At 30.3% G+C, this 6,939-nt stretch carries 7 protein-coding genes; all 7 read left to right on the top strand.

Translation table 11 applies throughout. The features are described 5' to 3' along the window. Positions 1 to 361, top strand: a 361-nt coding sequence (locus QZU81_RS10165; RefSeq protein ID WP_295591610.1) for a hypothetical protein, incomplete at its 5' end; no start/stop codon positions are given. Beyond that, the gene (locus QZU81_RS10160; protein ID WP_295591609.1) at positions 361 to 3,948 is read left to right on the top strand and encodes a hypothetical protein; all 3,588 of its coding nucleotides are present in this window, start codon (positions 361 to 363) and stop codon (positions 3,946 to 3,948) included. The genes QZU81_RS10165 and QZU81_RS10160, both read left to right, overlap by 1 nt. Positions 3,949 to 3,952: 4 nt before the next feature. After that, positions 3,953 to 4,162: a hypothetical protein gene (locus QZU81_RS10155; protein ID WP_295591608.1), complete on the top strand. Its 210-nt coding sequence runs from the start codon at positions 3,953 to 3,955 to the stop codon at positions 4,160 to 4,162. Beyond that, a complete protein-coding gene (locus tag QZU81_RS10150) occupies positions 4,132 to 4,578 on the top strand; it encodes a DUF2634 domain-containing protein (RefSeq protein WP_295591607.1) in 447 nt (148 codons plus the stop codon). The genes QZU81_RS10155 and QZU81_RS10150 overlap by 31 nt, the downstream gene beginning before the upstream one ends. A 5-nt stretch (positions 4,579 to 4,583) precedes the next feature. Beyond that, entirely contained in the window at positions 4,584 to 5,732 is a 1,149-nt protein-coding gene (locus tag QZU81_RS10145; RefSeq protein WP_295591606.1) for a baseplate J/gp47 family protein, read from the top strand. 11 nt (positions 5,733 to 5,743) lie between these two features. Beyond that, positions 5,744 to 6,196, top strand: a complete 453-nt coding sequence (locus QZU81_RS10140) for a hypothetical protein (RefSeq protein ID WP_295591605.1) — start codon at positions 5,744 to 5,746, stop codon at positions 6,194 to 6,196. A 155-nt stretch (positions 6,197 to 6,351) separates the two neighbouring features. Further along, the coding region (locus tag QZU81_RS10135) for a hypothetical protein (protein ID WP_295591604.1) at positions 6,352 to 6,939 on the top strand (588 nt) is incomplete at its 3' end.

The following is a 6,939-nucleotide window of genomic DNA, read 5'->3' as shown; positions in this document are numbered from 1 at the left end:
ATCTAGTTTATCTGCCATTGACCAAACTTTGTTGAAATATCATGAAATAGATTATTATTCAACCAAAGAGGCAATTTTAGCATTGCAGAAGAAACTACAACAAAAAGGGTGTTGGGACGACATCGTAAAAGTGAAAGATAGTAAAGGTGGTATAAAAACAGTTATCGTGGATACTGATGACGGACCATATTTTAAGAAAAGAGAACCAAATGGCATTTGGGATTGGCAAATGCAAGGCGATATATTTGGGTTTCAAGCAATGTTTGGATTAGATACAAGTAAACAAGGAAAATGTGATGCAGAAACAATTCAAGCATTAGTTGGAGATACATATGAGGGTCAAGGATTTAGGGTGATTTAATGAGTAAAAAAACAATTACTATGATTGCCAATGATTTTACCAAGGTTTATCGCAGTTCCGAACAATTATATGTTACTTTACTTTATAATAATGTTCCTTTACCAAATAAACAAGTTTCTTTTAATATAAATGGGGTAATATATAATAGAACAACTGGTACGGATGGTAGAGCTAAATTAAACATTAATTTACCAAGTGGAGTTTATCCCTGTACAGTTACATCATTTAGCGATGATGAATATGAGTCTACATCCAAAAACATCACTATAACTGTTGTCGGAAGTGAATTAATAGCCAATGATTTTTCAAAGATTTATGGCACTCCAGATGCTTTATATGTTACTTTATTGTTTAATAAAGAACCTTTAATTAATTTTCCAGTCCAATTCAATATAAATGGTGTAAGATACCAAAGATACACTGATAATCAAGGGAGGGCTAAATTAAACATTAATTTAATGCCTGGAGAGTATGATTGTACTGTATGGTTTGAAGGAGATTCAACCCATGACTCTACTTCAAAATCCATAAAAATCACTGTTTATAAAGAAAAGCCAAAAAAAGCTATCACCTTATTGGCAGTAGATTTCATTAAAACATATGGAACTTCTGATCCTTTGAAAGTTACATTGTATCATCAAACTTCCCCATTGGTAAACAAAGAAGTATACATTACAATCAATGGTGTTACTTATACAAGAATAACTGATGATAGAGGTGAGGCTAGATTAAATATTAGTTTAATTCCTGGGGAATACACTACTAATGTTGTAACCTTTTCTGATAGTGAATATGCCCAATCTAGTAAAACTATTAAAGTAACGGTTAAATCTAACACAAAGATGGATGGAACTAATGTTACTAAAACATATAGGCAAAGTTTGGCATACCAATGCGCAGTTTATGATGATTTTAATAATCGAGTAAATTGTGAAGTTTCACTAACTATCAATGGAGTAACATATATAAGAAAAACTGATAGTGAAGGACTTGCCAAATTAAATATTCGTTTAAGAGAGGGCGAATATGTATTAAAAGCTGAATATAAAGGTGATGCTACACATAATCCATCTAGTATAACAAATACTGTTGTTGTTTTACCTGATATTACACCTTTAACAAAAAGAGCTAGTGGAAATTATACTATTCCAGGAAATAATAGAGGATTTATTGAATCTCACATTTATATTGCACAATTTAATGTTGATAACAAAATATTGTATGATATTCCAAATTGGGGAGAGCTTATTGCTTCAAAGAAAGCTAATGACATTTATTTCACTAAATATGAAATTATTGATACTGACCCACGAACTATGACTGCTAAGTTCACTACCGACAAATATATTGATTTAACAAAAGGTAGAGCTTGGATTTACATTACTAATCCATTCCATATCAATTTCGGTGGAAGAATATTGGATATTGATTATGATAAAAACACTGGATTGTATTCCTACCAATGCCAAGATGGTCGTAGACAGTATATCAGTAAATCAAAATTATCAGTTGGCGAATCAACTAATGCAACTATTTACGATATACTCGAAAATAGGATTGCTAGCCCAGGTTTAAGTGGTAAAAATACAATAAAAATTAGTAATGAACAAAAAGCAAGCTGTTCTCGATTATTATCAGGATTACAACCTATTGATAATTATAATAATCTTATAAGTGGTGCTTTAAAGTTCGATAATAAATTTAAGGAAAAAGCACCAACTTTGTTATCTTTTGATAGTAATATTGATAAAATAATGAATTTTGCTCACATAGGTGGTTTTCCTACAGATGTTTATTTTACTCCTGATGGAATAGTACATATAGACCCAATAGATTTAGATACTTGGCTAAATAGTGGAATAAAACTTACTCATTCAGATTTAGTTCATTATAAGTATGGTTTTGATACTACTAACATTATTACATCCGTAGGTGTTAAAAACGGTGGTGATGTTGAATATTACAATGATTGGGGAGCATTAGTTAGTTATTTTGGAAATAATGCAACTATAATTGATGCTGTAACTACCTCAACAAATAATGCATCTTCTAATGGTTCTTCATCTACTTCTTCAGGAAACGGTGTTGTAACAAATCCTTCAACTGGATTGAGAGATAATTCTGGTGCAAATATTGCTAAAAACAGACCTATTGTAATTAATATTGATAATATCAATACTTGGAGTCAAGATAAAAAACTTATGGAAGATTGTGCTACTGCACTCCGTAATGCAGGATATACTGATGTAAGAGTGTCAGGAGTTGGTCCTGGTTACCATACATCAGATATAACTAGTGGTCGTGTACCAAACAATGGAGTTTCATTCTGTATCTATGGAGGATACTGTGCTGGTACTTTTTGGGATATGTGCCAACCCTACATTCAAAACCATGTTAAAAATCGTGGTATTCAAATAGTATTTGGTTTTACAAACATGCCCAATTATAGAAGAAGTCAAACTAAACATTTAGACAAACTTACTTGGCTTCCAAGAGCTTGGGATGATAATTTTAGTGGACTCAGTGGATTAAGCAACCCTGGTCAATATATCACTTCAAGAGGCATTCATTATGTATACGGAGATAATGGTACTGAGTTAGGACAAAATTTAGCAAAAGGAAATAGTGGATCAGGTAGTATATCATCTAATACAAACACTACATCAGGTTCTTCAAATACGGTTGTAAATACAACTCAAACATATATAAAAGCATTAGAAGAGATGTCTAAAAGTATTAGAAATTTATTATCTTTTCAAATTCGTGTTCCTTTAAATGACCCATTGTTTAAAAACCTCCATACCAACCAAATGTTATGGACTGAACTTCCTTCTGAATTTAAACTTGCCAATTTAGAAAAAATATTCAAAATTTTACCTACCTATAAAGTGAATAGAGGTGTTCCTTATCAAGTAAACAGATGGTATGTTGAAACCGTCAAAATTACTTGTGATAGCAATGGTCTTTTTGCAGATATAACATTAAATCCTTTTCCTTCAAGTTTTAGTGTTTATTCTAATGCCGTTAAGTCTTATGCAGAAGCTTATGACCAAGCTTACAAATCATCATCTAATACTACAACTTCTAACAATACTACTGTTTCCAATGCAAATAATATTCCTGCAAGAACGGATGGAAAAACAGATTGTAGTGATACTTACAGCTTATGTTGTGCCCACACTGGAAGTAGTGCTAATCCATCTAATCACGGATATGAAAATAGAGCTAATGCACAAGGAAAAATTGGTAAAGAGGGAACGAACTATGCTGATTATGTAAAAGGTTGCACCCCAAAAGAAGCCTACAAAAAATTAGCAAAATTACATAATTACGGCAATTATGTTGGATATCCTGACAATCATCATGCTTGTGCAAGTAATACATTGTATGCATCAACTTCTAATTGTGGAGACCGTGCAAGACTCTTAAAAGCTTGTATGGATGTATTAGGACAACCTTGTGTGATTTATCATGTATATAATCATTATATGAATGGAGTTTTAATCAACGGCAGATGGGAAACAGTGGATTTATGCTATCAAAGTGGAAGTATGCCTCAATACCAAACAGCAGGATGGCACAGGTGATATTATGGCTTACGATGAAGAAAAAATTAGAGAAATATTAAAAAAAAGAATTTTACCAGAATTCAATGAAACAATTGATGATGTGATGAAAACAGTTGAAATAGTCAATGGAATGTATGTCTTTGTCATAAATACTGATGGATTTGCTTTTATTGACAATGAATTAGTGGATGTCATGCCAGGATGGAGGAACAATGGCGAGGTTGTAAGATGAGTGATTTAAAGCATTTAGGAGCAGATATTCGTTCAGATTGGAAGTTTGATAACAAAGGAGATATTATTGTTGTAAAAGATATTAAAAATCTTGGTCAAGCTATCTTAAATCGATTAAAAGCTGATTTAAATACATATAATATGTTCTATGTTAATTATGGTAGTAATCTTCAAGAACATTTTGGAGAATTCAACCATGAAACAATACATGAGTATATTCGTATCGAAATTGAAGATGCCTGTAAAAGAGACCCAAGAATACAAAATATTGAATGTATAGTCAATAAAATTAATAGCGAAACTATCGAATGCCATTTAAAAATATCTGTTTTCAATTCTAATACAATTTTAGAATATAATCTTGTTTTAAATAATGATTCATCAATCTATCTTAAAGAAAATACATTAGGGGAGTAAAAATCATGGTTTTAGGTGATGAAAGTTTTTACAATGTAGTGGGTGAGGAAATCAACCGCAGAGTTTTAGTTCAAATTATGGTTGATTATTTCAATGATAAATATCCTGATTCTGATATAACTGATTTTAATGATGGTTCTCAAATAAGGAATATTTTAGAATCATTTGCAGTTGATATTTATCATTTAGAGAAAAACGATACAGATTTATTGAGAGCTGCATTTTTATCTACAAGTTATGGTCGATATTTAGATTTACACGGTGAGGATATGAATACTCCAAGAGATTATGGTAGTACATCTTGGGGTGTAGTATTATTCACTATTCCTGAACCTATTGATTATAATATCATAATCCCTGCCAATACTGTTTTATTATCAGAAGAAACTGGATTGGAATATTTTACAAACATCGAGGTTGAAATTCCAATTGGAGAAACAAGTATTGAGTGTGTTGTGTATTCTCAGGTAGTTGGGCTTAATACAAATGCAGACCCAAATACTATCACTTTATTCAAAGATACAGCACCCTATAATATGTTAAGTGTAAACAATCCTAACTCATTAATAGGTGGAAAAGACAGTGAAACCGATGATGAATACAGATCAAGACTTTTATCATTGAAAAGTCAAGACGGATTTGGTAGTAAAGAATATTATCACCGTTTAGGTCAAAATATAGATGGAATTCATGATGTATTAATTGTACCATCTGATAATAATTATACTGGAAAAGTCATTGTGAATGGAGATAATAAGCCATTATCAGAGGATATTCTTGCATTAGTTGTAGCACAATATACTATTCAAAAAAATCTTGTCTATAACCATTCTTTTGAAGTTGAACCTGTTGATTATACTACTGTTAATTTTGAGTTAGAATTATCAGTTTCTGAACAATTACCAAATAATCTTATTATAGGTGCTATTAGAGCATTATTTAATGGTGGAAGTTATTCTGATGGATTATATGCAGGTTTAAACATTAATCAAAGATTATCTAAATATTTAATTTTAAATTGTATCGAATCAGTAAATGGTGTAATTCAAGTTACTGAGCTAACTAGTGATAATGAAAGTTTTAATCGTTTAATTCCTGATGAAAATACAGTATTGATGTTAGGGAATGTATCTATTACTCAAAATGTTGAATAGGGGTTTTTATAATGTTTATAGAAGGAATTATTCAAAGATTAAACAATCCTGAATTAAAAAAATCAGATAATGATGGAAGAATTGTTTTAGATGGAACTATTGGCGAATATCTAGAAAATTATAATAATCATTTTTTAGATTTGTTCTTAAAACATGCTACTGGTAAATATCTTGATTTGCACGGATTGGAGTATAATATCATTAGAAAAGAAGATGAGTCTGATATATCATATAGAAATAGAATAATTACAGAAAAAAGCATTATTCAAAACATAGACAACTTTTTAAACTTAGATACAAGTTTATGGGTTTATTTTAGGGGAGTTACTGATGGAGATACATTAACTAGTAGAAATCCTTATTTAAAAAATAAGCACGATGATGACTATGTACTGATTTGTTTTAGTGAAAATAAGGATTATTTAACAGATAAATTCATTTTGGAGGATATTTTATGGGTTTAAATTATTTCAGTGATGAAGAATTAATCCACAATTTAAGAATGGAATTTCCAAGAGAAGAACAATATTCTGTTAATTTTAAATTGTAATAACTGTTGAAAAAAGAAAATTTTTAATTCATCATATTTTAGGTGTAGTTTTAAAGGAGTTATGATATTATGTTCAATAAAAGATTGCTCACCGTTGAAGATTATAATAGTATTGTAGAACACTTTGGAAAAGCAGTTACTGATTATTATACATTAGATACACGAGTTTTAATAACAAATAATTGGTTTGCATACGATTTTATTGAAATATATCGTAGTACTGATTTAATTCAATTTAAAATCAATAATAGTCTATGGACTAATGGGTTTTACATTAAAGAATGTAATATATCAAATTATGATGTTATATGTGAGTCTAATGAAATAATAGTGTCGGGTAATGGGTTAGAATATGTAGTATTGGTGTTAGAATTATCAACAGTATTTTCTTGGGACAATTCTGCTGAAATGGCATTTAATCCTATTTATTCACCCATTATCCGACCTTTTTATGAAGAAGTTGTCCTCGATGTTGCATTTAAGGACAAATCAAACCAACCCATTCGTAATCTTGAAATATACAATTTAGCACTTGGTGAGGATTGTTATACTGACGATAATGGTCAAATAGAGATAACAACACCTATTTTACCACCAGAATATATAAAATATCCCATTATAGTTGAGTATTATGATGAATTAATGTATAATTTACCT

It is taken from the genome of uncultured Methanobrevibacter sp. (genome assembly GCF_902770715.1).
In the GTDB taxonomy this organism is placed as follows: Archaea; Methanobacteriota; Methanobacteria; order Methanobacteriales; family Methanobacteriaceae; genus Methanocatella.
Note: the sequence above shows the minus strand (reverse complement) of the source record. Positions and strands in the feature narration are given on the sequence as shown.

Coding starts and splice junctions, on each gene's coding strand:
- QZU81_RS10140 (WP_295591605.1), top strand. CDS start 5,744: ATGTTTATAGAAGGAATTATTCAAAGATTAAACAATCCTGAATTAAAA.
- QZU81_RS10150 (WP_295591607.1), top strand. CDS start 4,132: ATGGAGGAACAATGGCGAGGTTGTAAGATGAGTGATTTAAAGCATTTA.
- QZU81_RS10160 (WP_295591609.1), top strand. CDS start 361: ATGAGTAAAAAAACAATTACTATGATTGCCAATGATTTTACCAAGGTT.
- QZU81_RS10145 (WP_295591606.1), top strand. CDS start 4,584: ATGGTTTTAGGTGATGAAAGTTTTTACAATGTAGTGGGTGAGGAAATC.
- QZU81_RS10155 (WP_295591608.1), top strand. CDS start 3,953: ATGGCTTACGATGAAGAAAAAATTAGAGAAATATTAAAAAAAAGAATT.